At 56.2% G+C, this 23967-nt stretch carries 23 protein-coding genes; 9 read left to right on the top strand and 14 right to left on the bottom strand.

What is annotated here, in order from left to right; all coding sequences use genetic code 11:
- Positions 1–65: 65 nt before the first annotated feature.
- Positions 66–197, bottom strand: a complete 132-nt coding sequence (locus ABLV75_RS01720; RefSeq protein WP_306344562.1) for a hypothetical protein — start codon at positions 195–197, stop codon at positions 66–68.
- On the opposite strand from ABLV75_RS01720, the gene ABLV75_RS01715 reads away from it, so the two are divergent.
- Together ABLV75_RS01715 and yghU are read left to right on the top strand one after the other, a co-directional pair.
- Positions 197–757 (top strand): thioredoxin domain-containing protein, encoded by a 561-nt coding sequence (locus ABLV75_RS01715; protein ID WP_004105797.1) that lies wholly within the window; start codon positions 197–199, stop codon positions 755–757. The two genes, ABLV75_RS01720 and ABLV75_RS01715, sit on opposite strands and share 1 nt — an antisense overlap.
- 60 nt (positions 758–817) lie before the next feature.
- Positions 818–1684, top strand: a complete 867-nt coding sequence (yghU, locus tag ABLV75_RS01710) for a glutathione-dependent disulfide-bond oxidoreductase (RefSeq protein WP_004105799.1) — start codon at positions 818–820, stop codon at positions 1682–1684.
- Between the two features lie 35 nt (positions 1685–1719).
- Here the strand turns inward: yghU and ABLV75_RS01705 are convergent, their stop codons facing one another.
- From ABLV75_RS01705 to exbB, 7 genes are all read right to left on the bottom strand, one after another.
- Positions 1720–2007 carry a DUF2623 family protein gene (locus tag ABLV75_RS01705; protein ID WP_004105801.1) on the bottom strand — a complete coding sequence of 96 codons (288 nt, stop codon included), beginning with the start codon at positions 2005–2007 and terminating at the stop codon, positions 1720–1722.
- A 78-nt stretch (positions 2008–2085) separates the two neighbouring features.
- The gene (yghX, locus tag ABLV75_RS01700; RefSeq protein WP_004105802.1) at positions 2086–2973 is read right to left on the bottom strand and encodes a YghX family hydrolase; all 888 of its coding nucleotides are present in this window, start codon (positions 2971–2973) and stop codon (positions 2086–2088) included.
- A gap of 121 nt (positions 2974–3094) precedes the next feature.
- Positions 3095–3589: a TIGR00645 family protein gene (locus ABLV75_RS01695; protein ID WP_004105804.1), complete on the bottom strand. Its 495-nt coding sequence runs from the start codon at positions 3587–3589 to the stop codon at positions 3095–3097.
- Positions 3590–3696: 107 nt separating this feature from the next.
- Positions 3697–5223 carry a glycoside hydrolase 43 family protein gene (locus ABLV75_RS01690; protein ID WP_004115611.1) on the bottom strand — a complete coding sequence of 509 codons (1527 nt, stop codon included), beginning with the start codon at positions 5221–5223 and terminating at the stop codon, positions 3697–3699.
- A gap of 13 nt (positions 5224–5236) precedes the next feature.
- Positions 5237–6655 carry an MFS transporter gene (locus ABLV75_RS01685; RefSeq protein WP_004105808.1) on the bottom strand — a complete coding sequence of 473 codons (1419 nt, stop codon included), beginning with the start codon at positions 6653–6655 and terminating at the stop codon, positions 5237–5239.
- 204 nt (positions 6656–6859) lie between these two features.
- Positions 6860–7285, bottom strand: coding sequence for a TonB system transport protein ExbD (gene exbD, locus ABLV75_RS01680; RefSeq protein WP_004105810.1), 426 nt, complete (start codon positions 7283–7285; stop codon positions 6860–6862).
- Positions 7286–7291: 6 nt separating this feature from the next.
- Positions 7292–8023, bottom strand: a complete 732-nt coding sequence (exbB, locus tag ABLV75_RS01675) for a tol-pal system-associated acyl-CoA thioesterase (RefSeq protein ID WP_004105812.1) — start codon at positions 8021–8023, stop codon at positions 7292–7294.
- Positions 8024–8274: 251 nt separating this feature from the next.
- Here exbB and metC point away from each other — a divergent pair, with 251 nt between their 5' ends.
- Both metC and yghB read left to right on the top strand, forming a co-directional pair.
- Positions 8275–9462: a cystathionine beta-lyase gene (gene metC, locus ABLV75_RS01670; RefSeq protein ID WP_004105814.1), complete on the top strand. Its 1188-nt coding sequence runs from the start codon at positions 8275–8277 to the stop codon at positions 9460–9462.
- 132 nt (positions 9463–9594) lie between these two features.
- A complete protein-coding gene (yghB, locus tag ABLV75_RS01665) occupies positions 9595–10254 on the top strand; it encodes a DedA family general envelope maintenance protein YghB (protein WP_004105816.1) in 660 nt (219 codons plus the stop codon).
- Positions 10255–10297: 43 nt separating this feature from the next.
- Here yghB and ABLV75_RS01660 read toward each other — a convergent pair whose 3' ends face one another.
- Positions 10298–11197, bottom strand: a complete 900-nt coding sequence (locus ABLV75_RS01660; RefSeq protein WP_004105819.1) for an AraC family transcriptional regulator — start codon at positions 11195–11197, stop codon at positions 10298–10300.
- 196 nt (positions 11198–11393) lie between these two features.
- On the opposite strand from ABLV75_RS01660, the gene yqhD reads away from it, so the two are divergent.
- The 3 genes from yqhD to ABLV75_RS01645 all read left to right on the top strand — a co-directional run bounded on the left by yqhD (position 11394) and on the right by ABLV75_RS01645 (position 14071).
- Complete coding sequence (gene yqhD / locus ABLV75_RS01655) at positions 11394–12557, top strand: alcohol dehydrogenase (protein WP_004105822.1); 1164 nt, start codon at positions 11394–11396, stop codon at positions 12555–12557.
- Between the two features lie 132 nt (positions 12558–12689).
- Positions 12690–13517, top strand: coding sequence for a 2,5-didehydrogluconate reductase DkgA (dkgA, locus tag ABLV75_RS01650; RefSeq protein ID WP_004105823.1), 828 nt, complete (start codon positions 12690–12692; stop codon positions 13515–13517).
- 98 nt (positions 13518–13615) lie between these two features.
- On the top strand, positions 13616–14071 hold the full coding sequence (locus ABLV75_RS01645) for an HIT family protein (protein WP_004105825.1): 456 nt from the start codon (positions 13616–13618) through the stop codon (positions 14069–14071).
- Between the two features lie 93 nt (positions 14072–14164).
- On the opposite strand, the gene ABLV75_RS01640 is transcribed toward ABLV75_RS01645, so the two are convergent.
- From ABLV75_RS01640 to ABLV75_RS01620, 5 genes are all read right to left on the bottom strand, one after another.
- Positions 14165–16438 carry a YgiQ family radical SAM protein gene (locus ABLV75_RS01640; RefSeq protein WP_185948559.1) on the bottom strand — a complete coding sequence of 758 codons (2274 nt, stop codon included), beginning with the start codon at positions 16436–16438 and terminating at the stop codon, positions 14165–14167.
- Between the two features lie 31 nt (positions 16439–16469).
- On the bottom strand, positions 16470–17882 hold the full coding sequence (gene ftsP / locus ABLV75_RS01635) for a cell division protein FtsP (RefSeq protein ID WP_004105829.1): 1413 nt from the start codon (positions 17880–17882) through the stop codon (positions 16470–16472).
- 84 nt (positions 17883–17966) lie between these two features.
- The gene (gene plsC / locus ABLV75_RS01630) at positions 17967–18704 is read right to left on the bottom strand and encodes a 1-acylglycerol-3-phosphate O-acyltransferase (protein ID WP_004105831.1); all 738 of its coding nucleotides are present in this window, start codon (positions 18702–18704) and stop codon (positions 17967–17969) included.
- Positions 18705–18888: 184 nt separating this feature from the next.
- Complete coding sequence (gene parC, locus ABLV75_RS01625) at positions 18889–21147, bottom strand: DNA topoisomerase IV subunit A (protein ID WP_004105833.1); 2259 nt, start codon at positions 21145–21147, stop codon at positions 18889–18891.
- 150 nt (positions 21148–21297) lie between these two features.
- Entirely contained in the window at positions 21298–21705 is a 408-nt protein-coding gene (locus ABLV75_RS01620; RefSeq protein WP_004105835.1) for a YgiW/YdeI family stress tolerance OB fold protein, read from the bottom strand.
- 151 nt (positions 21706–21856) lie between these two features.
- On the opposite strand from ABLV75_RS01620, the gene qseB reads away from it, so the two are divergent.
- Both qseB and qseC read left to right on the top strand, forming a co-directional pair.
- Complete coding sequence (qseB, locus tag ABLV75_RS01615) at positions 21857–22516, top strand: quorum sensing response regulator transcription factor QseB (RefSeq protein WP_004105839.1); 660 nt, start codon at positions 21857–21859, stop codon at positions 22514–22516.
- Positions 22513–23862, top strand: coding sequence for a quorum sensing histidine kinase QseC (gene qseC / locus ABLV75_RS01610; RefSeq protein WP_004105844.1), 1350 nt, complete (start codon positions 22513–22515; stop codon positions 23860–23862). Before qseB ends, qseC begins: the two co-directional genes overlap by 4 nt.
- The last annotated feature ends 105 nt before the right edge of the window (positions 23863–23967 follow it).

Below are 23967 nucleotides of genomic sequence, written 5' to 3'. Positions count from 1 at the left end.
TCAAATTAATGCAGCCCGGGCAGTTGGCGAAACAAAACTCCCTCTTCTTATCCTGCCGCAGGCACTTACCAGACAGAGGTGAAGTGATGATACCACTCATTCGATTCGCTAATCGTGCCCTTAAGGAAAATAAGCCTGCGCCCCCGGGCAAAAGTGATATCGTTATTTGAGATAAAAAAATTATCAGGAGCCGACAATGAGCACACCTTCGCATCTGACCGCCCAACCGCTGGTCTGGGGTCATGGGCCACGCACCTTTGAGGTGTTCCTTGAACCCACATGCCCCTATTCCGTTCGCGCCTTTAATAAGCTTGATGACCTGCTGGATGAAGTTGGCGCAGATAACGTGACGATCAAAATACGTTTGCAGTCTCAACCGTGGCATCTGTTTTCCGGCGTCATCGTCCGCTGTATTCTCGCCGCGTCAACTCTCCCGCACGGCCGCGAGCAGGCGCATAAGGTGCTTAAAGCCGTCGCCGACCACCGCGAAGAGTTTGAGTTTACCGACCACTGTAGCGGGCCGAATATGGACGCCACGCCGCAGCAGATTATTGAGCGTCTTGAACGCTATAGCCGCGTCTCGCTGGCCGCGGCGTTTGCCCGCCCCGAGCTACAAAACGAGATCAAATGGCATAGCAAATACGCCCGCCAGAACGGCATCCACGTGTCGCCGACCTTTATGATTAATGGCCTGGTGCAGGCGGATCTCGGCAGCGGCGACGACGTCAGCGTATGGGCCGCGCGGATTCTGGCTTAGACCGGCGCTCCGGCACGGTAACGTCACGACTTCAACACCTCACTAAAAAGGCAGATCAGCATGTCAGAGAATAACTACCAGCCACCTAAAGTGTGGGAATGGAAGCAAAACAACGGCGGCGCATTCGCCAATATCAACCGCCCGGTCTCCGGCGCAACGCACGAGCGGGAGCTGCCGGTGGGCGCGCATCCGCTTCAGCTCTATTCGCTGGGGACGCCCAACGGCCAGAAGGTGACCATCATGCTGGAAGAGCTGCTGGCGTTAGGCGTTAGCGGCGCGGAATATGACGCCTGGCTGATTCGCATCGGTGAAGGCGATCAGTTCTCCAGCGGCTTTGTCGAGGTTAATCCAAACTCAAAAATCCCGGCGCTCCGCGACCATTCCACCACTCCGCCGACCCGCGTTTTTGAATCCGGCAGCATCCTGCTCTATCTGGCGGAAAAGTTCGGTTTCTTCCTGCCAAAAGATCCGGCAGGACGCACTGAAACCCTCAACTGGCTGTTCTGGCTGCAGGGCGCGGCCCCGTTCCTCGGCGGCGGCTTTGGCCACTTCTTTAGCTATGCGCCGGTGAAAATCGAATACGCGATAGACCGCTTTACGATGGAAGCCAAACGCCAGCTTGACGTGCTGGACAAGCAGCTTGCCCGCGGTCGTTTTGTGGCGGGAGAAGAGTACACCATCGCCGATATGGCCATCTGGCCGTGGTACGGCAACGTGGTGCTGGGGAATGTCTATAATGCCGCCGAATTCCTTGATGCCGGAAGCTATAAAAACGTGCTGCGTTGGGCGCAGGATGTTGGCAATCGCCCCGCCGTACAGCGTGGACGCATGGTTAACCGTACCTCTGGCCCGCTCAATGAGCAGCTTCATGAGCGCCATGCCGCCAGCGACTTCGAAACGCAAACCGAAGATAAGCGCCAGGCGTAACGCTCTGGCCCACCGGAGGCGCCCGCCTCCGGTTTTTAGCTTTCCAGCCGATAGCCCGCCATAAAGTAGCGCATCGCGGTCGAAGAACCGCCCTCTTTGAAGAAGTCCATCACCATGTCTCTTTCCAGGCCATAGCGACGAGTGAGGATCCCCGCTTCCCAGGCGCTGAGCTGGCGGTCGCCGGTTTTTTCAAACATGCGGTGCGAGTAGCCGAGCACAAACCCGCGTTTATAGTCGGTGCAAAAATTCGCCGCATGCGCGGCGGTGTCAGCATGGGATGCCTGTAGCCCCGCCATTAAGCCTTTTCCAAAATGATTTTCCATCGCGCTCTCCCAATCGTTATATAATAAATTATATAGCGATTTTTTGAGCGAGCGGTAGCGCTATTTATGGCGTTTGCGCTAGCGTAAATACTTTTCAAACCACGCCAGCGTACGTTGCCAGGCCAGGCCAGCCGCAGCCCGATCGTAGCGCGGCGTGGAATCATTATGAAAGCCGTGATTCACGCCCTGATAGAGATAGGCCTCGTAGACTTTATTATGCGCCTTCAGCGCCTGTTCATAGGCGGGCCAGCCTTCATTAATGCCGCTATCAAGGCCGGCATAGTGCAGCAGCAGCGGCGCTTTTATTTTATCGACCTCCTTCAACGGCGGCTGGCGGCCGTAAAACGGCACCGCGCAGGCCAGCTCCGGGATCGCCACCGCCGCCGCGTTGCTGACGCCGCCGCCGTAGCAAAAACCGGTGATACCGACCTTCCCCGTCGCCTGCGGATGCTTCGCCATAAATTCGACCGCCGCAAAAAAGTCATTCATCAGCTTCACGGGATCGACTTTCTGCTGTAGCGCGCGGCCTTCATCATCATTCCCCGGATAGCCGCCGACGGAGCTCAGGCCATCCGGCGCCAGCGCGATATACCCCGCTTTCGCTACCCGCCGGGCTACGTCTTCAATATAGGGGTTCAGGCCGCGGTTCTCATGAACCACCACCACGGCGGGCGCTTTGTCGGCTATTTTCGTCGGCGTCACCAGGTAAGCCCGCACTTCGCCGTGGCCATCAGGAGAGGGATAATGAATATACTCCGGGCGGATATCCGGGTCGGTGAACGGTACCTGCTCTGCCAGGGCATAGTCGGGCTTCAGCAGATTAAACAGCGCCAGCGCGGTCATCCCGCCGACGGTATATTTCCCCGCCAGCTGGAGAAACTCGCGTTTGCTGATTTTGCCGTGGGCATAGTAGTCATAATACTCGAGCAGCTGCTGCGGGAAATCTTTGGCCGTTAATCGCGTCATCACCCTGCCTCCGTTGTTAAGCGCCCTTTAAGCAAAGCAGAAGCCCGGACATACGCCAGCGCAGAAAAGCAGAAACGGGGAGAAAAAAGCCCAGCGGCTAACGCCGCCGGGAGAGAAGGGATCAGTGTTTCACTTTGGTCAGACGATCGAGGTAGCCCATAACAAAGGCCGAGAGCACAAAGGTCAGGTGGATGATGACGTACCACATCAGCTTATTGTCCGGGACGTTTTTCGCATCCATAAACACCCGCAGCAGGTGAATAGAGGAGATCGCCACGATGGAGGCGGCAACCTTATTTTTCAGCGACGTCGCGTCCATTTTGCCCAGCCAGCTGAGTTTTTCTTTACCCTCGTTAATATCCAGCTGCGAGACAAAATTTTCATACCCGGAGAACATCACCATCACCAGCAAACCGCCCACCAGGGTCATATCCACCAGCGACAGCAGGGTCAGAATCATATCCGACTCACTGACGCTAAAAATATGCGGCAGTATGTGGAAGATCTCCTGAAAAAATTTGATGGTCAGCGCAATCAGACCGAGCGAGAGGCCAAAATAAACCGGCGCCAGCAGCCAGCGCGAGGCGTACATAGCATTTTCCAGAAAGCGTTCCATAAGATCCTGTCAGTTAACATAAACGGCCGCCATTATATCGCAACAGGGTAACGTTTATGCAACATCCAGCCGCCCGCATTATCTGCAGACGGCCAGAAACGGTTTCTTTATAGGATGACCTCAAAGTCCTGCAAAGAGCAGTAGCCCTCGCTTTGCAGGCCATCCATTGAAGCAGCCAGCAGGCCAAATTTCGCACCGACCCATTTCCCCTTCCCGGCAGCAAAACAAAGGGGAACCCCCTGCCACTCCTCCTCCTCAGCTCGCCAGGAAAATTGACACAAGCCGCCTTCGCCTACGGCAACCTGCAGCTGACACTTGCCGCGCTTAAGCTCAGCAAGAACCTGACGAGTTTCGCGCACAACGCCCGCATCGCTCATCCAACCGTGTCGCCACACGAGCCGGCAACTCCCTTGCCCAAACTCCACCAGCAAAGCGGCGTAGCGTTCGCCGTATACGATCAGGCCTCCGGCATCACCGTCCTGAGCGGCATATAACGTTACGCTTGTTTTCGCGCTAAAAGTTAGCGCCGGGAATTTCTGCAGCAACAGCTGCGGCGCCCAGTATAACGCTCTCTGTCCATCGACTTGGGATAATGGGGTGCAGCGTAATCGGAGTTCGCCTTCCGCCGGCAGCAGCCACTCAGGGCTGGGGTTAGCCTGCCACTGCCACTGTATTCCCGGTTGGCCTTGCGCAAAATAGTCGCTGGTTTGCGGCGCCAACGCCGGTGAAGGCGTTAACCCTTTCGGACGCGGCCAACGTAAAACCGGCTGTCCGACGCCGCAACTGCCAATCTGCTCACCGATACGCGGCCAGCCGTCGTCACCCCAGAACATCGGCTGGAGGTGAACCACGCGGCCATAGAGATGTAAGTCCTGGAAATGAACAAACCAGCATTCGCCCTTCTCGCCCTCCACCCAGCCGCCCTGATGTGGTCCATTTATCGATGTGTTTCCCTGGAAAAGCACGTTTTTGGCTTCCCAGGGCCCCGTCATCTGGCGCGCGCGCAGCACCGTCTGCCAGCCATTTTCTACCCCGCCCGCAGGAGCAAAGATGTAGTACCAACCGGCGCGTTGATAAACCTTTGGCCCCTCAAGGGTGGGTAAATCGCAGCAGCCGTCATAGATAATCTGCCCTTCGCCCAGTAATTCGCTGGCGTCCGGCGCCATCGCAAACAACTGCAGTTTATGCTTAATGCCGCTGCGGCTATGGGCGAAAGCATGTACCAACCAGGCCTGACCATTGTCGTCCCAGAACGGGCAGGGATCTATCCACCCTCTGGCCTGACGCAGGCAGTGCGGAGCGCTCCATTTCCCCCACGGGTCCTCGGTATGGCAGATAAAAATACCTTCATCTGGGGTGCTGAAGCAGACCCACAGCTTGCCATCGTGCCAGCGAATCGATGGCGCCCATACGCCCTTACCCGGCTGATACCGGTCATAACCCGGTAGCGGCAGTTCATCCAGAACGTGGTTGATAATAGTCCAGTTAACCAGGTCCGTTGAATGCAGGATCGGTAAAGCGGGCACATGGTTAAAACTGGAAGAGACCATAAAGAAATCATCCCTTACGCGCACGATATCCGGGTCGGAATAATCGGCGCATAAAATAGGATTCTGGTATTCAGAAGGAGTCATATTTCGCATCTCCTCAGGCCTTTTCCGGAACGGCGTTTAGCGGCAATTGCGTCTCTGAATGCGCCTGTTGCTGGCGCATGGACAGCTCTCGCTGAATTGTCTGCATCATTTTGTCATCCAGCTTATAGAAACGCGCCAGCCACCACAGAAGCAGGTAAGATAGTGATGGACCGAGCGTTAACAGCCCAACAATTCCCATTGTCGCCAGCGGAGTCTGCGCCGTTACGCCCGCCTGATAGCCAAATAGCCCAAGCGAAAAACCTACGGCGGCACCAGCAACCGCCATGCCCATTTTCAAAGCAAACAGATTACCGGAATAAGATAATCCCGTGATGCGACGACCAAACTTCCATTCGCCATAATCGGCGGCGTTGGCCATCATGTTCCATTTAAACGGCTGGTACATCTGATGGAAGAAGCCGACCAGAAAGTATAAAGGGAACACCACCGGCAGCCAGGTCGGCGGCACAAAGAACATTACGACGCCAACCAGAACCAGCAGGAGGTTGATATTTTTAAACAGCGAGACCGCGCGATAGCGCTTGGCCAGCCATCCGGCGGCGATGCTGCCGATAATCGTGCCAACGACGCTGGTGGAAACAAATGCTGATTTCATGGCTGTTCCCGCCGCGGACTCCACGCCGCCTAACATCAGGTAGGTTGCATAATAGAGCGTGGCGGCGCTGCGCATAACCCCGGCCATACTCGAGAAAAAAGTGATTATCGCCACAATACGCCACTGGTCATTCGCCAGAAGCTGACGGAGATCTTCGCGTATGCTCCCCTGCTGTTCAACCGCTGGAGCCACGCGTTCTTTAGTAGAGAAGAAGCAGAAAGCCAGCATTACAATAGCGATCGCGCCCATGATTCCCATTGTCGCCTGAAAACCAAACTGCTTATTTTCTTTACCTAAAAAATCCACCAGAAACAGGGTTGCGACAGAAACCATCAGACCGGCCAGAGAAGAGATCGTAAAACGATATGACTGGGCTGATAGGCGATCCTTCTCATCGCGCGTGATGACTCCGCCCAGCGCGCAGTAGGGAATATTGATAAAGGTGTAACACAGCATGAGTAAGGTGTAAGTCAGGTAGGCGTAAACCAGTTTACCCGATGCGCCAAATTCCGGAGTAGTGAAGGTCATTACCGCCAGCACGGCATAAGGGACGGCAAACCAGATAAGCCACGGGCGAAAATGGCCCCAGCGGGTCTTCACACGGTCTGCAACGATGCCGGTTAGCGGATCGGTAATCGCATCCAGAACCCGCGTCACCAGGAACATCACTCCGACTGCGGCAGCGGAGAGTCCGTAAATATCCGTATAAAACCATGTCAGAAACATGGTTACCGAAGAGTAGACGATACCGCAGGCTGCATCTCCCATGCCGTATCCCAGCTTCTCCGCAAATGACAGTTTATTATCGTGATTCACAATATAATCCCTCTCAGATGAAGTGGTATTCACTCTAGAGGGAGGATAAAAACTATCCTATTGTCATTTTTCGCATCGGGTTTATGTTTTCTGTTAACTGAGAAAGTTGTCACACATCTACACGATTGGTCTTACAAGTTTTTGCTTCAACTATAAGAAAGGCTGGCGCAAGGCCAGCCTGAGGAGATGCGTGGAAAGGGGAGATTACTTCGCTTTGACGGTTTCTTCGCCCACCAGACCAATCTTCAGATAACCCGCCTGATGCAGGGTATCCATAACTTTCATCATCGTCTCGTAGTCCACGGTTTTATCCGCACGGAAGAAGACCGTGGTGTCTTTCTTACCTTCGGTCAACGCATCCAGAGACGCAATCATGTTCTCGTCAGTAATGGGGTCATTGCCGAGGAACATGGTTTTATCCGCCTTCACCGAGAGATAGATCGGTTTTTCCGGACGCGGCTGCGGCTGGCTGGAGGACGCAGGCAGATTGACCTTCACGTCAACGGTCGCCAGCGGCGCCGCCACCATAAAGATGATCAGCAGCACCAGCATGACGTCGATAAACGGCGTCACGTTGATATCGTGCATTTCGCCGTTATCATCGAGGTTTTCGTTAAAATGCATCGCCATAGAGCATCAACCTACGCGTAATTTCTGGGCGGTACGTACCGGCTTAACGCCGCTGGCGCTCAGGTCCAGATCGCGGCTTTGCAGCAGCAGAACCTGGGCGGCGACATCGCCAAGGGACGCTTTGTAGCTGGCAATCATTCGGGCGAAAATGTTATAGATGACGACCGCCGGAATCGCAGCGAACAGGCCGATTGCCGTGGCCAGCAGCGCTTCCGCGATGCCCGGAGCAACAACCGCCAGGTTAGTGGTCTGGGTCTGGGCAATCCCGATAAAGCTGTTCATGATGCCCCAGACGGTACCAAACAGGCCGACGAACGGGGAAATCGCGCCGATGGTCGCCAGATAACCGTTGCCGCGTCCCATGTAACGACCTACCGCCGCGACGCGACGCTCCAGTCGGAAACCGGTACGCTCTTTAATGCCTTCGTTATCTTCAGAACCCGCAGAAAGCTCAAGCTCATTTTGCGCTTCGTTGATCAGCTGCGAGGTCAGGCTTTTCGCATCGAAACCGTTAGCGATATCGCTGGCCTGGTCGAGAGAGCGTGCTTCAGCAACCAGCTGCTGTTCGCGCTTGAGGCGGCGCTTGCTGGCCAGGATTTCTGCGCCTTTGCCGAAAAAGATAGCCCATGTAACGACCGACGCCAGAATCAGGCCGATCATCACTACCTTAACGACAATATCGGCATGATGATACATACCCCAAACGGAGAGATCCGCCTGCATCAAATTATTACCCACACTGTATCTCCAGGACGTAAATCACAAAATCTGCGCACAATAATATCAAAACGACATCGAATTGATAGTGGTTCTCATTAGTATTTACACTGTGCAGCAAATCACGTTTATTTTCCTTGCGCTTACGCAGTAAAAAAGTTGCTGACCCCGCGGTTAGTAAAATTTTTACCTGTATCCGCCGTGACCCGGTACATCAACGGGCATTCATGATAGTTTAGACGTCCAGACGTATAAAAACAGGTTATCTGAACATGGCTGATAAACATCTTGATACTGCGCTGGTTCATGCCGGGCGCAGCAAAAAATATACTCAGGGCTCGGTCAACAGCGTGATTCAGCGCGCGTCATCGCTGGTTTTCGACACCGTCGAAGCGAAAAAGCACGCCACCCGCAACCGCGCCAAAGGCGAACTGTTCTACGGTCGTCGCGGGACGCTAACCCACTTCTCCCTGCAGGAAGCGATGTGCGAACTGGAAGGCGGCGCCGGCTGCGCCCTCTTCCCCTGCGGCGCAGCGGCGGTCGCAAATACTATCCTGGCGTTCGTCGAGCAGGGCGACCATATTCTGGTGACCAATACCGCCTACGAGCCGACCCAGGATTTCTGCACTAAAATCCTCGCCAAACTCGGCGTAACCACCGGCTGGTTCGACCCGCTTATCGGCGGCGATATTGCCCGTCTGGTACAGCCGAATACCCGAGTGGTATTCCTCGAATCGCCCGGCTCCATCACCATGGAAGTTCATGATGTCCCGGCGATCGTCGCGGCGGTGCGCAGCGTCGCTCCGCAAGCTATCATTATGATCGATAACACCTGGGCGGCGGGAGTACTGTTCAAAGCGCTGGAGTTTGGTATCGATATCTCTATTCAGGCCGGAACCAAGTACCTGATCGGCCATTCCGATGCGATGGTCGGCACTGCGGTGTCCAATGAGCGCTGTTGGGCGCAGCTGCGGGAAAATGCCTACCTGATGGGGCAAATGGTGGATGCCGATACCGCCTACATGACCAGCCGCGGCCTGCGCACCCTTGCCGTCCGCCTGCGTCAGCATCATGAGAGTAGCCTGCAGATTGCCGAATGGCTGGCACAGCATCCGCAGGTAGCGCGCGTGAATCATCCCGCCCTGCCCGGCAGCAAAGGCCATGAGTACTGGAAGCGGGACTTCACCGGTAGCAGCGGTCTGTTCTCTTTCGTGCTGAACAAACGCCTGAGCGATGCCGAGCTGTCCGCCTACCTCGACCACTTCAGCTTGTTCAGCATGGCCTACTCCTGGGGCGGCTTTGAATCGCTGATTTTAGCCAATCAGCCGGAACACATTGCCGCAATCCGTCCTGATGCTGAAGTTGACTTCAGCGGCACGCTAATTCGGGTACATATCGGGTTAGAAAATGTTACCGATCTGCTGGATGATTTAGCGGCGGGCTTCGCGCGTATCGTGTAAAGTGACAGTCAGTGGCAACAATAGCGGACGTTTTTAAGAAAAGCGGCCGCTTTAGTTGCGCCCGGGATCAAGGTGCTCGGGCCTCTTCAGGAGTACACTAAATAAAAAACACGGTACCACTTAGGAAAGTCCATGGTTGTCATTCAAGAAATCGTCGCCGCTCTGTGGCAGCATGATTTTGCCGCGTTGGCAAACCCCCACGTTGTGGGCGTTGTATATCTGGTCATGTTCGCAACCCTGTTTCTGGAAAACGGTCTGCTGCCCGCCTCGTTTTTACCGGGCGATAGCCTGCTGCTGCTCGCCGGCGCGCTAATCGCCAAAGGCGTGATGGACTTTGTACCGACTGTCGCTATCTTAACCGCTGCAGCCAGCCTCGGCTGCTGGCTGAGCTATATTCAGGGGCGCTGGCTGGGTAATACCGCCACGGTTAAGCGCTGGCTTGGGCATCTGCCGCATAAATACCATCAGCGGGCAACCTGCATGTTTGACAAGCACGGCCTGCTGGCGCTGCTGGCCGGACGCTTCCTGGCGTTTGTTCGCACCCTTCTGCCAACCATGGCGGGCATTTCCGGGCTGCCGAACCGCCGCTTCCAGTTTTTCAACTGGCTGAGCGCGCTGCTGTGGGTTGGGGTAGTTACCGGTCTGGGCTATGCGTTGAGTATGATTCCCTTCGTAAAACGTCATGAAGATCAGGTCATGACCTGCCTGATGATTCTGCCTATCGCGCTGCTGATAGCCGGGCTGCTCGGTACAGTTATCGTGGTGATTAAAAAGAAATACTGCAACGCCTGATAGGGTGCCAGGGCGGCGAGGATTTGCCGCCCTGAGATCGTTATTACATCCCCTGTATTGTCCTGATGCGTGCCGCATCTTCTCCCGGCGTCATGCCGAAATAACGCTTAAACTCGCGGCTGAACTGCGATGCGCTCTCATACCCTACCCGCATCGCCGCCGCGCTGGCTTTCATGCCGTCGTGGATCATCAGCATGCGCGCTTTATGCAGGCGATAAGTCTTCAGATACTGTAGCGGGGAGGTGCTGGTAACCGATTTAAAGTTATGGTGGAACGCCGAGACGCTCATATTGGCCTCAGCCGCCAGCTGATCGACGCTGAGGTTCTCAGTGTACTGGCTTTCGATGCGCTTCAGCACGCGGCTGATCAGGCTGAAGTGGGTTTGACGGCTGACCAGCGCCAGCAGCGCTCCCCCGCACGGCCCGGTCAGCACGTGATAGAGAATTTCGCGGATGATCTGTTTGCCAAGAATGCGCGCGTCAAGCGGGCGTTCCATCACATCCAGCAGCCGCTCCGCCGCGCACAGAATCTCTTCGGACAGCACCGCAGAGTTGATTCCGCTTGACGCCATGGACGGCTGAAACTGCTCATCCTCCCCGATATCCATCAGCAGTTCTTGCAGTTGAAGAATATCGACATTCAGCCTTATTCCCGCCAGCGGTACTTCCGGGGTGGCAAAAGTTTCGCACTCAAACGGCAGCGGAACCGTCAGCAGCAGATACTCATTGGTGTCATAGCGGAAGGTACGCTCATTGATATAGCCAATTTTATGCCCGGAAAAGAGAAAAACGATCCCCGGCTGGTACATGACCGGCGTACGCGTCCCCGGCTGAGTGCCGTACAGCAGGCGGATATCCGGCAGCAGACCATTAAGCATTTCTTCTTTATCTTTCAGCTGATTAACCTTATACGTTAATAGCTGGCATATCTCAGCGCGGTTCATTTATCGTGCTTCTCCGAACGTTTTTATACCTTCGCATTGTGCGCACTTCCGGCGAATTTCTCCAGCTACAAAGAGAAATGGGCAAGACAACGGCAGGAATGTGCATTGAGGGGAACGGTCCGCGGGAACACAATGTCCGTCATCTGGCAGAGGTATTGTCTCTGCTGGCGGTTTTATCTATTTGAGGGCACCAGCCATGAACAATTTCGACCTACATACCCCAACCCGCATTCAGTTCGGCAAAGGCGCGATTGAAAATCTGCGCGATCAAATCCCGGCGGATGCACGTGTGCTTGTCACCTACGGCGGCGGTAGCGTGAAGAAAACCGGCGTGCTTGATCAGGTTCTCAGCGCGCTGAACGGCATTGACGTTCGGGAATTTGGCGGCATCGAGCCAAACCCGTCCTACGAAACGCTGATGAACGCGGTGAAAATCGCGCGTGATGAAAAGATCACTTTCCTGTTGGCGGTGGGCGGCGGCTCCGTTCTCGACGGCACTAAATTCATCGCCGCGGCGGCCCACTACGATGCCAGTATCGATCCGTGGGAAATTCTCGAAACTTACGGCAGCAAAGTGGCCAGCGCTATCCCGATGGGCTCCGTGCTGACGCTGCCTGCGACCGGTTCCGAATCTAATAAAGGCGCGGTGATCTCGCGTAAAACCACCGGCGACAAACGCGCGTTTATGTCCACCCACGTCCAGCCGGTGTTCGCTATTCTGGATCCGGTTTACACCTACACCCTGCCGCCGCGCCAGGTGGCTAACGGCGTCGTTGACGCATTCGTCCATACCGTTGAGCAGTACGTCACCTATCCGGTCGACGGTAAAATCCAGGACCGTTTCGCCGAAGGCATTCTCCTGACCCTGGTGGAAGACGGTCCGAAGGCGCTGAAAGAGCCGGAAAACTACGACGTTCGCGCCAATATTATGTGGGCCGCCACCCAGGCGCTGAACGGCCTGATCGGCGCAGGCGTACCGCAGGACTGGGCGACGCACATGCTGGGCCACGAACTGACCGCCATGCACGGGCTCGATCACGCGCAGACGCTGGCCATCGTTCTGCCGGCGCTGTGGAATGAAAAACGCGAGGCTAAACGCGCTAAACTGCTGCAGTACGCCGCTCGCGTCTGGAACATCACCGAAGGTTCTGAAGAAGAGCGTATTGATGCCGCCATCGCCGCAACGCGTGATTTCTTCGAACGCATGGGCGTCCCGACTCGCCTTTCCGCCTACGGTCTGGATGGTAGCTCCATCCCGGCGCTGCTGGCGAAACTGGAGGAGCACGGTATGACCCAACTGGGTGAAAATCAGGATATTACTCTGGACGTCAGCCGCCGTATTTACGAGGCTGCACGCTAATCAACGCCCTCTCCGACGCGTAAACTCGCGCAAAGGAGAGGAGTTTAACTACCGTTTTTAGCTATTTCGTCCAGACTTAATGCTACCCCTCAGCGGATTCTGTCCCGCTGAGTTCATTAACAGGAGGAAGGCATGACACATCCAACCGTTATAAAACTACACGACGGCAACCTGATGCCGCAGCTGGGGCTCGGCGTGTGGAAAGCAGGCAACGAGGAAGTCGTCTCCGCCATTCATAAGGCGCTGGAAGTCGGTTATCGCTCATTTGACACCGCCGCCGTATACCAGAATGAAACCGGCGTCGGCAATGCACTGAGCAGCGCAGGCGTCGCCCGCGATGAGCTGTTCGTCACCACGAAGCTGTGGAATGACGATCAAAAGCAGCCCCGTGAAGCGCTGCAGGAAAGCCTTAAAAAACTCAAACTCGACTACGTCGACTTATACCTCATTCACTGGCCGGTGCCGGCTACGAACCATTATGTTGATGCCTGGAAAAGCCTAATTGAGCTACAGCAGCAAGGGCTGGCAAAAAGCATCGGCGTCTGTAATTTCCAGGTCCACCATCTGCAAAAAATCATTGATGAAACCGGCGTCGCCCCGGTGATAAACCAGATTGAACTGCATCCTCTGCTGCAGCAGCGTCAGCTTCATGCCTGGAATGCGACGCATAAAATTCAGACCGAGTCCTGGAGCCCGCTGGCACAGGGCGGTGAAGGAGTTTTCGATCAGAAAATTATTCACCAACTGGCGGACAAATACGGCAAAACGCCGGCGCAAATCGTTATCCGCTGGCACCTCGATAGCGGCCTGGTGGTGATCCCGAAATCCGTGACGCCGTCGCGCATCGCCGAGAATTTTAACGTCTGGGACTTCCGTCTCGATAAAGATGAATTGAGTGAAATCACTAAGCTGGACAAAAACAAACGCCTCGGGCCTGACCCGGATCAGTTCGGCGGCTAATCCTTCCTGCTCCGTCGGATCCCGGCGGAGCATCGCTTTGCAGTCCGGCTAAAACCACGTACATTTATGGCTTATTGCAATCAAATGGATGCGTGCTGATGAGCTGTATTTTCTGTCAAATTGTTGAGGGGAAAGCCCCCTGCCACAAGGTGTGGGAAGATGAGCACCACCTCGCCTTTCTCTCCATTTATCCAAATACCGACGGTTTTACGGTCGTGATCCCGAAGAAGCACTATCCCAGCTATGCGTTTGATATGCCGCCGCAGGCGCTAGCCGACCTGGTGCTGGCGACGCAGAAGGTGGCAAAGCTTCTGGATAAATCCTTCGATGACGTGGGACGTACGGGGATGTTTTTTGAAGGCTATGGCGTTGACCATGTCCACAGCAAACTCAGTCCGATGCACGGCACCGGGGATATGTCCCAATGGCGGCCGATCGAGTCGCGTCAGACTAAGTTTTTTGCGCAATATGAAGGCTATCTCTCCTCCCACGATCACGAGCGGGCGGATGATGAAAAGCTGGCAGCGCTGGCGGCCAGAATCAGAGAAGCATAGCCATAGAATTTGCTTTGCCGTTTGGCAAGCGGCTGACCGGGCCCGGGATGATCAGGTCCGGTCAGCGAGGCACCACCGGGCAATACTGCAGGCTTAACGACCGGCAACCTTGCCGCGTTTTACGGGCTTCTTCGCCGTCGCCCCGCCGTTCGAACGCTGGTGCACAATCGGCGTATGCTTCGTCAGCGCCGGTCGGGTATGGCGGTTCTGGCGACGCGCCTCGCGCATTTCTTCCAGCGTCGGCGCCGGTACCAGGCAATCGCGACGGCTGCCGATCAGGTGCTTTTTACCCATTGTTTCCAGCGCCTGACGGATCAGCGGCCAGTTGGCCGGATCGTGATAGCGCAGCAGCGCCTTGTGCAGGCGGCGCTGTTTGTCGCCCTTCGGCACCACCACATCCTCACTCTTATAGCCAATCTTACCCAGCGGGTTCTTGCCGGTGTAATACATGGTGGTCGAGTTCGCCAGCGGCGACGGATAGAAGTTCTGCACCTGATCCAGGCGGAAACGATGCTGCTTCAGCCACAGCGCGAGATTCACCATATCTTCATCTCGCGTCCCCGGGTGGGCGGAAATAAAGTATGGAATCAGATACTGCTCTTTACCCGCCTGCTTCGAATAAGTATCGAACAACTGCTTAAAGCGATCGTAGCTGCCCATACCCGGCTTCATCATCTTCGACAGTGGCCCCTCTTCGGTATGTTCAGGAGCAATCTTCAGATAACCGCCGACGTGGTGGGTGGCCAGCTCTTTGATGTAGCGCGGATCTTCAACCGCAATGTCGTAACGAACGCCGGATGCGATGAGGATCTTTTTGATGCCTTTAAGATCGCGGGCGCGACGGTAAAGGTTTATCGTCGGCTCATGGTTGGTGTCCATATGCGGGCAGATATCTGGATAAACGCATGACAGGCGGCGGCAGGTCTGCTCGGCGCGCGGCGACTTGCAGCGCAGCATATACATGTTGGCCGTCGGGCCGCCAAGATCGGAAATAATACCGGTAAAGCCGGGCACCGTATCGCGAATCGCTTCGATTTCATTGATGATCGAATCTTCGGAACGGCTCTGAATGATCCGACCTTCATGCTCGGTAATCGAGCAGAACGAACAGCCGCCAAAACAGCCGCGCATGATGTTAATGGAGAAGCGAATCATCTCATAGGCCGGAATGCGGGCATCGCCGTAAGAAGGATGCGGAACGCGCTTATAGGGCAGCGCAAACACGCTATCCATCTCTTCGGTTGAGAGCGGAATGGCGGGCGGGTTAATCCAGATATAGCGCTCGCCGTGCTTCTGCATCAGCGCCCGGGCGCAGCCGGGGTTAGTTTCATGGTGCAAAATGCGCGAGGCATGCGCGTAGAGAACTTTATCGCCTTTTACTTTCTCAAACGAGGGCAGCAGAACGTAGGTCTTCTCCCACGGTTTCGGACGCGGCGGCTGGACGGTAACGCGCTTCGCTTCCTGTTTTGGCGGCGCGACGGTTTTGTTATCCGCGCACGGTAGATCTTCACCATACGGATGCGGGATCGGGTCGATTTTCCCCGGCGTGTCCAGACGCGTGGAGTCCACCCCGCTCCAGCCAGGCAGCGCTTCCTTCACCATGATGGCGGTGTTGCGTACATCGCGAATTTGCCCGATAGGCTCGCCGGCGGCCAGACGGTGCGCCACTTCCACCAGCGGACGCTCGCCGTTGCCGAACATCAGCATATCGGCCTTAGAGTCCACAAGCACCGAACGGCGCACGGTATCGGACCAGTAGTCATAGTGCGCGGTACGGCGCAGGCTGGCTTCGATGCCCCCGAGGATCACCGGGACATCTTTCCACGCCTCTTTGCAGCGCTGAGTGTAGACCAGCGTAGCGCGATCCGGGCGTTTACCGGCCACGTTACCCGCCGTGTAGGCATCGTCATGGCGCAGCTTACGGTCGGCAGTGTAGCGGTTGATCATCGAGTCCATGTTACCGGCGGTCACGCCGAAGAACAGGTTCGGTTTACCCAGACGCATAAAGTCATCTTTGTTGTTCCAGTCCGGCTGGGAAATAATCCCCACGCGGAATCCCTGGGATTCCAGCATGCGTCCGCAAATCGCCATCCCGAAGCTCGGGTGATCGACATAAGCATCGCCGGTCACCAGGATGATGTCGCAGCTATCCCAGCCAAGTTGATCCATCTCTTCTCGCGACATTGGCAGAAAAGGCGCGGGGCCAAAACAGGCGGCCCAGTACTGCGGCCAGGAGAAAAGGTCACGATCCGGTTGGATCAGGGATATTGCGCTCATATTGCTTCCGGGGAAAATGATAAAAAAATAATCAAAAGGGCGGCGATTATAAGCCGGAACGATGGGAGAAATGAAGGAGGTTTTTCCAATCCCGGCCAGCAGCAGGCCGGGACAAAATAAATTACGGCGCCGGATTCACCAGAATCTGGCCAATGGAGCCGCGGTCGGCAAGCTCCAGCGTCTGGCTTAAGTACTGGAACGGAAAGTGCGGCCAGGAGGGCTGGTTGTAATAGACCAACAGCTCAACCTGCCCGTCGATCCAGACGGTATCCTTCCAGCCGCGGTCTTCCGGGAACGGCGCAGAACCGTTCACATTACGCACCTGGAACATGACGCCTTCAATATGGAACGACTGCGGCCGGTCGGCGCGCACCGTCCAGCGCTCCCAGGTTCCCTGCTGCGCCGTAATATCAATACGCTGCGGATCCCACAGCTGGCCGTTGATTCCCGGATCGTCGCCAAGCGTAATATCGCGGCTGCGGATCGGCGCGCCGGCCAGCATTTCCGTAGGCAGCAAGCGCACAGGCAGGCTATCGGTCACCAGCGGCAGCAGGCCCGTCGGGCGCAAAGTCAGAATCAGCGTTGAAATCAGGATGCTCGACGGTTCGAAGAAACCGCGAATACGATCGACGATACTCGCCGCTTCCCCGCAGGTTATCGACACCTCATCGCCGTTGGTCATGTCGACCAGGATTTCGCGCCGTTCGCCCGGAGCCAACGACAGCTGCTTTAGCGAAACCGGCGCCGGAAGCAGCCCCTGGTCACCGGAGATGACGTGCAGCAACCGACCATCGCTCATCTGCAGCTGGTAGCGCCGGGAGTTAGACGCATTCAGCAGACGCAGGCGCACCCAGCCGCGCGACACTTCAACAAAAGGCCCCTGCACGCCGTTCACCAGCAGCGTATCGCCAACGAAGCCGCCGCTGCCGGGTTCGCTATATTCAGGCGTACCGAAGTTATCCAGGCGCTTGTCCTGAATAATCACCGGGAAATCATCCACACCGTAGTGGTTAGGGATCGGCAAATTCTTGCTAACCTCATCTTCTACCAGCCACATCCCGGCAAGACCGTTATAAACCTGTTTCGCCATATGGTTTGGCGTGTTGGCCTGATACCACAGCGTCGCCGCGCTTTGGCGGATCGGCAGCACCGGAGCCCAGTCGGCGTTGGCGGACATCATACGCGCCGCGCCGCCAATCAGCGGACCGGGAACCTGCAGACCGCGTATCGTCATCGCGACGTTTTCCGTCAGGCGGTTGCTGTAGATCAGCTTCACATCGTCGCCGTTCCAGACGCGGATGGTTGGCCCCATGTAGCGGCCGTTAATCCCCCACACCGATGCGCGGGTGCCCGGCGTAAACGACCAGTGCGCACGCTGTAGCGTCAAAAATAGCGGCTGCCCGCGGCGGGACTCAAGCAAAGGAGGAATCGGCAGCGCGGGCTGCTGACCAGCAGCCTGTGCCTTCAGCGGCGCGGCGCCTGCGCACAGCGCTACGCCTGTAGCCTTAATGAACTGACGCCGACTGAGTGACATATTAACTCCATGAGACACTGACTAATGAATAAGGGAATTCGTTTCCCGCCAGCAATACGCGCGCCGTTTGCGGCGTTTCCGGTGTTATTTCTTGCCGGCCGCTTCGCGTTCGGCAACTTCTTTATCCAGCTCGGCAATTTTCGCGGACATCAGCTCGCGACAGTGCGTCGCCAGCGCGCGTACGCCCTCTTTCCCGTACTGGCTGGTGTCGACCGGCGGCAGCATTTCGACAATCACCAGACCGTTATTCAGGCGATTGAGCTTAATTTTATTCGAAGTATTAGACACGCATACCGGAATAATGGGTACGCCCGCCGCGATAGCCGCATGAAAGGCACCGGTTTTAAAAGGCAGCAAACCGCGACCGCGGCTGCGAGTCCCTTCCGGAAACATCCAAAAAGAGATTTTGCGCTTTTTAAATGCGTTCACGACTTCTGCAATGGTGCCGTGCGCTTTTGTCCGGTTATTGCGGTCAATCAGTAGATTCCCCGTCAACCAATAGAGCTGGCCGAAAAAAGGGATCCACGCCAGGCTTTTTTTACCTACCGTAACGGTCGGCGGCTGTACGATATTCGATGCCGTCACCATATCATAGTTATTCTGGTGGTTAGCGATATAGATAGCGTTGCCGTAGCTTTCGGCATCGTCAGGCTTGCGGAGTTCAACCTTCAGACCGAAGACCGGCGACAGCTTGCCAAAAAGGTGACCGAAGGTGGCGACGTGCTTAGGATTACGCGGACTGAACAGACAATAGATACAGCCGAAGATGCACACCAGAATACAGTAAATGACAACGATAATTAGTCGAAAAATAAATAGCATAGCTACCTCTAAAACCCAAACCGCTTAGAATTATACTCGCTGTTTAGCAAATGATTGACGCCATAGCGCAATTCAGGCCGGGCACAGGTTCCCTGGGAGCACATTGTTAATCGCAATGCCTGAATAAACAACGTTTTTGCGGTAAATATTCACCTCCCCCGCCTCACCGCGAGGGAGGTGCATCTTACTCTTCGCTACCGCCCGCAGAGGCGCGACGCGGAGAATCAATCTCTATCCGATCGATTTTCTGCAATCCGCGCATCAGAGAGCCGCGGCGGCCGCGCTCGCCGGTCACTTTTTGCAGCTCTTCCGGACGGAGTTTAATTTTCCGCTTACCGACATGAATCGTCAGCGTACTTTGCGGCGGCAGGACAAACAGATGCGCCAGGCCATCCTGGCCCGCAGCCGCTTCCGCCGACGGAATATTAATAATCTTGTTGCCCTTACCTTTCGACAGCTGCGGCAAGTCACTGACCGGGAACATCAGCATGCGGCCGGCAGCGGTAATGGCCAGCAGCATGTCAGATTCGTCCTCTATTACCAGCGGCGGCATCACGTGCGCGTTATCCGGAAGGCTAATCAGCGTCTTACCGGCGCGGTTGCGCGCCACCAGATCGTTGAAAGTACAGATAAATCCGTAGCCTGCGTCGGAAGCCAGCAGCAGTTTTTGATCATCGGCTTCCATCAGCATATGTTCAACCGTCGCCCCCGGAGGCAGCGTCAGCTTACCGGTGAGCGGCTCGCCCTGACCGCGCGCGGACGGCAGGGTAATCGGGTCAATCGCGTAGCTGCGCCCGGTAGTGTCAATAAAGACCACCGGCTGATTGCTCTTCCCTTTCACGGCCGATTTAAAACTGTCGCCCGCTTTATAGTTCAGCCCCGGCGCGTCAATATCGTGACCTTTGGCGCTGCGTACCCAGCCGCTCTGCGACAGAACGATAGTCACCGGCTCAGACGGCAGCATATCGTGCTCGCTCATCGCCTTGGCTTCTTCGCGCTCGCGCAGCGGCGAACGGCGATCGTCGCCAAAGGCGTCGGCGTCGGCCTGCAGCTCTTTCTTCAGCAGGTTATTCATCTTGCGTTCAGAGGCCAGGATGGCCTGCAGGTTGTCGCGCTCTTTTTCCAGCTCGTTCTGCTCGCCGCGAATCTTCATCTCTTCCAGTTTGGCGAGATGGCGCAGTTTTAACTCCAGAATCGCTTCCGCCTGGGTCTCGCTGAGGCCGAAGCGTGACATCAGCGCCGGTTTCGGCTCATCTTCGTGACGAATGATCTCGATAACTTCATCAATATTCAGGAACGCCACCAGCAAACCTTCAAGAATATGCAGGCGCTTGAGGACCTTTTCCAGACGGTAGCTGAGACGACGGCGCACGGTATCGCGACGGAAGGTCAGCCATTCCGAGAGGATTTCCAGCAGGTTTTTAACCGCTGGACGGTTATCGAGCCCGATCATATTCAGGTTGATACGATAGCTCTTTTCCAGGTCGGTCGTCGCGAACAGGTGGTTCATCACCTGCTCCATATCGACGCGGTTAGAGCGCGGGACGATCACCAGGCGAGTCGGGTTTTCGTGATCCGACTCGTCGCGCAGATCATCCACCATCGGCAGCTTTTTGTTGCGCATCTGGGCGGCGATCTGCTCGAGCACGCGGGCGCCGGAAACCTGATGCGGCAGCGCGCTAATCACCACCGCGCCGTCTTCTTTGGCCCATACCGCGCGCATCCGCACCGAACCGCGGCCATTCTGGTAGATTTTGCGGATTTCGGCACGGGGGGTAATGATTTCCGCTTCGGTCGGGTAATCCGGCCCCTGCACGATATCCAGCAGGTCATCCAGCGAAGTTTGCGGCTTTTCAATCAGGGTAATGGCCGCCCGGGCCACTTCACGCAGGTTGTGCGGCGGAATGTCCGTCGCCATCCCAACGGCAATGCCGGTAGTACCGTTTAGCAGAATATTGGGCAGGCGCGCAGGCAGCATCTTCGGCTCCTGCAAAGTGCCGTCGAAGTTTGGTACCCAGTCAACGGTGCCTTGCCCCAGTTCGCTCAGCAGCAGTTCAGCATACTTCGACAAACGGGATTCGGTATAACGCATTGCGGCGAAGGATTTAGGATCGTCCGGCGCCCCCCAGTTTCCCTGACCGTCAACCAGCGGATAGCGGTAGGAGAAGGGCTGAGCCATCAGCACCATGGCTTCATAGCACGCGCTGTCGCCGTGGGGATGGTATTTACCCAGCACGTCACCGACGGTGCGGGCGGACTTTTTGAACTTCGCGCTGGCGTTCAGACCCAGTTCAGACATCGCATAGACGATGCGACGCTGGACCGGCTTCAGGCCATCGCCAATAAACGGCAGCGCCCTGTCCATGATGACGTACATGGAGTAGTTAAGGTAGGCGTTTTCCGTAAATTCATGCAGCGCAAGGCGCTCTGCCATATCGCTCATTAATCGTGAATCCTCAATCTGCGTACCGGCCGTTCGGACGGCAAAACTACCGGCGATAATACCCTATCTGACGCCCTGAGTCACAGGGCGTTAGGCCGGTTGAGGAATTCCGTGAGCATCCTTCAGTTATGGCTGAAGGCGATTCGCAAATTAGGGGGTGATTTTACGAATCTGCTTTACATCGATCTCCACTGAGTTCCAGTCTTTATCGACTTCGCCCTGGATCTCTACCGTATCCTGCGGGGTAACGGTCACGCCGTTCCAGCGCTTGTGATCGATATCGACGTTGACGGTGCCGGAGCTGTCCTGGAATTTATACAGATCATCGGAAATACGCTCCACGATTTTACCGCGCAGGGTCACCCAGGTATCGTCACGCAGGCTTTTCGCATTCGCAACCGTCGTTACGCTCCCGTTCGGGCCAATAAACCCGCCATTTTGCGAGGTTGTCTGGCTGGTTTGCGTGGAGCCAGGGCCGGAAAATCCGCCCTGTTCAGCAGCCAGTACCGGCATGGAAACTAAAGCGATGATGGCGGTCATTGCGGCGATTTTCTTCATGATGTGTTCTCCCTTTGTGTTTATATCGTCACTATTACACCGGGCAAAACTTAACAACTTCTTAAGCGGAAAAAATAAATTTTATTCCTGTACAGGGCGCGCCGCAACGCGCTTTACTGCTGGAATAGCCGAGGGATACAGGAGCAGGAGAATGCGCATTTTATTGGTGGAAGACGATAAACTGATCGGTGACGGCCTCAAGGCAGGGCTGACAAAAATGGGATTCAGCGTCGACTGGTTTACCCGCGGTGAGGAAGGAAAAGCCGCATTGTACAACGCCCCCTATGACGCCATTATTCTGGACCTGACCCTTCCCGGCATTGATGGGCTGGATATCCTGCGCGAATGGCGCGACAAAGGCCGCCATGAACCGGTACTGATCCTTACCGCCCGCGACGCGCTAAGCCAGCGGGTTGAAGGGCTTCGGCTCGGCGCCGATGACTATCTATGCAAACCCTTTGCGCTGATTGAAGTCGCCGCCCGTCTGGAAGCGCTGATGCGCCGCGCCCACGGCCAGAGCAGCAGCGAGCTGCGGCACGGCAGCGTGGTTCTCGACCCGGGCCGGCTCACGGCCACCCTGAACGGCGAAAGCCTGGCGCTCAAGCCAAAGGAGTTTGCTCTGCTGGAGCTGATGATGCGTAACGCCGGACGCGTGCTGCCGCGTAAGCTGATCGAAGAAAAACTCTACAGCTGGGATGACGACGTTTCCAGCAATGCGATAGAGGTGCACGTCCACCATCTACGCCGTAAACTCGGCAGCGGTTTCATTCGCACCGTTCACGGTATCGGCTACACCCTGGGGGACGCATGAAACGACTGGGCAAACTGAGCCTGCGCGTTCGCCTGACGCTCCTTTTCCTGCTGCTGACCAGCGCCGCATGGGGCATCGCCAGCTTTGTGGCCTGGCAACAAACGACCGATAAGCTGGATAAGCTCTTCGATACCCAGCAGCTGCTATTCGCCCGCCGCCTTAGCGCAATGAATTTTGACGAGCTTCACACTCTCTCTTCGCAGGTGCGAGAGAAGAAGAAGGTCAAGCACGGTCATCTCGACGACGACGCGCTGGCTTTCGCTATCTTTACCACCGATGGCAAGATGGTGCTTAACGATGGCGAGAATGGCCAGGATATCCCGTGGGGCCGCAATCGGGAGGGATTCAGCGACGGCTATCTGCGCGGCGATGACGACGAGTGGCGTTTTCTGTGGCTCACCACCCGCGACGGCCGCCATCGTATCGTTGTCGGCCAGGAGTGGGATTACCGTCGCGAGATGGCGCTGGATATCGTCACCAGCCAGCTCACGCCCTGGCTGATTGCGCTGCCGCTTATGTTTTTGCTACTCATCGTGCTGTTAAGCCGGGAACTGGCGCCGCTGAAAAAGCTGGCCAACACGCTGCGCGCTCGGGCGCCGGATTCCGCCGAAACGCTGAATAATAAAAACGTGCCCAATGAAGTTCGCCCGCTGGTCGACGCGCTAAATCAGCTGTTTATCCGCACGCATGATGCCATGATCCGCGAGCGTCGCTTTACATCCGATGCGGCCCACGAACTGCGCAGTCCGCTGGCGGCGCTGAAGGTGCAAACTGAAGTAGCCCAGCTTTCGAAGGACGATCCGCAGGGGCTGGATAAAGCGCTGGCGCAGCTTCACCAGGGTATCGATCGCGCAACCCGCCTGGTCGATCAGCTTCTGACTTTGTCGCGCCTGGATTCGCTGGCGCAGCTGGACGATATCCAGCGCGTCGCCCTGGACGACCTGCTGCAGTCGGCGGTGATGGAGATGTACCACCCCGCTCAGCAGGCCGGCGTTGAGCTGCGTCTGCATCTGAATGCGGATAACGTCGCACGCACCGGCCAGCCGCTGCTGTTAAGCCTGCTGGTGCGCAATCTTTTAGATAACGCCGTACGCTATAGCGCCGCCGGAAGCCAGGTCGATATCACGCTTGAAGCTGGTGAATTTCGCGTGCGCGATAACGGCCAGGGCATTAGCGCCGAAGCCCTGGCGCGTATCGGCGAGCGCTTTTATCGCCCGCCGGGACAGGAACAACCCGGCAGCGGTCTTGGGTTATCCATCGTCAAACGTATCGCCGCGCTGCACGGAATGACGGCCAGTTTCGGCAACGCCCGGGACGGCGGATTCGAAGCGCGCATTCGCTGGTAGCGCTATTATTGCTAAAAAAGCAAAAGACTTTGCACATTTTGCTCATTTTACCGCTCTGCCCGACGGGGTAACATGACTCACAAAATTGAAAGGTTGAGGATAAAA

Origin of the sequence: Klebsiella sp. CN_Kp066, from assembly GCF_040065135.1 — a bacterium.
GTDB classification, from domain to species: Bacteria; Pseudomonadota; Gammaproteobacteria; order Enterobacterales; family Enterobacteriaceae; genus Klebsiella; species Klebsiella oxytoca.
Note: the sequence above shows the minus strand (reverse complement) of the source record. Positions and strands in the feature narration are given on the sequence as shown.